Source organism: Dorea sp. AGR2135 (assembly GCF_000420885.1).
Lineage (GTDB): Bacteria > Bacillota > Clostridia > Lachnospirales > Lachnospiraceae > Dorea > Dorea formicigenerans.
In genome coordinates this window covers 1-2572 of record NZ_ATVU01000064.1, presented here as the reverse complement: position 1 = coordinate 2572, position 2572 = coordinate 1, and the positions used below count along the sequence as shown (strand labels likewise).

2 protein-coding genes are annotated in these 2572 nt (G+C 39.8%); both read left to right on the top strand.

Features of this window, described 5'->3' with window-relative positions; all coding sequences use genetic code 11:
* The first annotated feature begins 272 nt into the window (after positions 1–272).
* On the top strand, positions 273–1139 hold the full coding sequence (locus G593_RS0118160; protein WP_005336943.1) for a tyrosine-type recombinase/integrase: 867 nt from the start codon (positions 273–275) through the stop codon (positions 1137–1139).
* Complete coding sequence (locus tag G593_RS0118155; RefSeq protein WP_029732597.1) at positions 1132–2289, top strand: IS91 family transposase; 1158 nt, start codon at positions 1132–1134, stop codon at positions 2287–2289. Before G593_RS0118160 ends, G593_RS0118155 begins: the two co-directional genes overlap by 8 nt.
* The last annotated feature ends 283 nt before the right edge of the window (positions 2290–2572 follow it).

Sequence of the window (2572 nt, the reverse complement as noted above, 5' to 3'; positions counted from 1 at the left end):
ATTGTACCAAATCGCTGGCGCGATGGCTAGCGTTACGTACAATAAGGTCGCCACTTTTTTTTCAAAAATAAAAGTAGCAGTTTTTTTGTATATGTTATATTGTTAAGTTACCACACTCAAACAATTACACACAAAAGAACTGCTATGCTTATGTTATCATGTTTTTTTATTCTTAACAATTACATATCTGATTTTTTTATTCGTCCGCCTCCCTTTAGGTGTTTGTTTTTACTTTTTTTATTACAAACATCATTTATTTTAGGAGGTTCATTATGGACAAATATTTTAATTCTTACAGAGAGATGATTTCTCTCCGTGGTCTTACCGACCATACAATCAAAAGTTACTCTACATATATCAAGGCTTACTTTGATTTTTTGACTGACGTGATTCACAAATCCCCGGAAGATGTTTCTTGGGATGAGATGCGTCAGTTTATCGGCTGGGTTCAAAATACCCGCTCCCTGTCAGACCGTACCATCAATGCGGTTATCTCTCAGTTACGTTTCTTTACCATTTACGTACTTCATAAACCTTGGGATGATACGCAACTCCCATTCCGAAAATTCGATAAATACCTGCCTTATGTGCCTTCCCAGCAGGAAGTAAAAACCTTCATCTCCACCATTCCGGATTTAAAGCAAAAAGCCATGATTGCTCTCATGTATTCTTCAGGTCTTAGAATTGGCGAAGTCTGTCATCTGAAATATCAAGATATAGAACGTTCTAACATGAGAATACATATTTCTCATAGCAAGAATCGCTCGGACCGCTATGCTGTCCTTTCAAAAACAGCATTGGAAATCCTTACACAATACTGGTTTGCTTATCATAAACCTGTGGACTGGCTTTTCCCAAAACAACATAATAAATCGAAACCAATTGACACGTTTTATCTATCTAGACATATCCATGAACACGAGCAGCGACTCGGATGGCCTAAACGCATTACCTGCCATTCTTTTCGCCATGCTTTTGGTACCCACCTTTATGAAAACGGGGCAGACCTTCTGACTATTCAGGCATATCTCGGACATAGGTCTTTGGAATCAACAACCATCTATGTTCATCTTGCCACCAGCAGTATGCGTAAAGCCATTAGTCCTTTTGACATGATGGGAGGTGATTTCCTTGCATAAGCCTCCCAAAATCCAGCAGATTTTTCTAAACTCCTATGAGGATTTTCGTTCTTCGGTTTCTCATATGTCAGGAGTACAGGAAAAAGCAGCAACGGCCATACTGAACTGTAAATCAGGCAGTCTCGGTTGTAACATCAGCCAGTGTACCGACTGCGGCCACATGGAGTTTCACAACAATTCCTGCCGTAACCGAAACTGTCCCAACTGTCAGGCAATCCTGAAAGAAATCTGGATTGACAAGCGACGTGCGGAAGTCATTGATTCACCGTATTTTCATGTAGTGTTTACCGTTCCTCATGAACTGAATCCTTTGATTTATGGTAATCAGGAACTTCTGTATTCTCTGTTACACAGATGCTCCTCTGAAACACTTCTTGAACTTTCAAGAGATAAGAAGTATCTCGGAGCAACACCCGGCATCATTCAGGTTCTGCACACTTGGGGACAGACACTAAATTTTCATCCGCACATCCATTGTATTGTTTCCGGCGGTGGTCTGTCTGCCGACCAAAAACTTCGCAAGTGTGGTGAAAAGTTTTTTATTCCGGTTCACGTGATGGCAAAAGTATTCCGTGGAAAGTTTCTTTTCTATCTGCAAAAGCACTATGCCTTTGGAAAACTTGTTTTCTTATCTTCCTGTGCAGAACTTCGGAATTCTTACTCTTGGAATGAGTTCCGTGATTCTCTTTACAAGATGGATTGGTGCCCGTACATCAAAGAGACCTTTAACGGTTTCGGTAATGCCATTGAATATCTCGGTCGTTATACTCATCGGATTGCCATTACGAATACACGCATTCAATCTGTAACAGAAACGCAAGTTTCTTTTTCGGCTCGTGATTACAAATCCGGCGAGACCAAAACGGTTATACTTGAAAATAAGGAATTCATCCGTCGCTTCCTTATGCATGTGTTACCATCAGGTTTTCAGAAAATCCGCTACTATGGTTTTCTGAATAACCGTACCAAAACGAAGAATCTGAAAATCATCTTCAAACTGCAGGGGTATCAGAAATTCAAACAGCGTTATGCCGGACTTTCGATTGCAGAACTTCTGAAAGAAGTCTGGAACTATGATATCCATGTTTGCCCGGCTTGTGGCTGCAGTAGTATGACACACCTTGGAAAGTCGTATGCTTATCGTAGTTAACCTTGTTTTTGTTCCATATGTTTCATCAGGCCTCCCTATGGAAGGTCTTGTCGGCATGCCTTGAAACAAAAAGTGTTTATTTAACACACTTGTTTTCAATTACAAAACACTTGTTTTCATTGCTTTTTGAGAAGATTTGAAAGATACAATCCCCATATACTTCTCAGAAAAACGTCCGCGAATTGGTACAATTATGAAGAATCACATTTAGAGCAGTTCCACATTTTTGAAAACTGCTCTTTTTATGTCTGCTAAAAATGTGATACTTCGCTTAAGAATTATA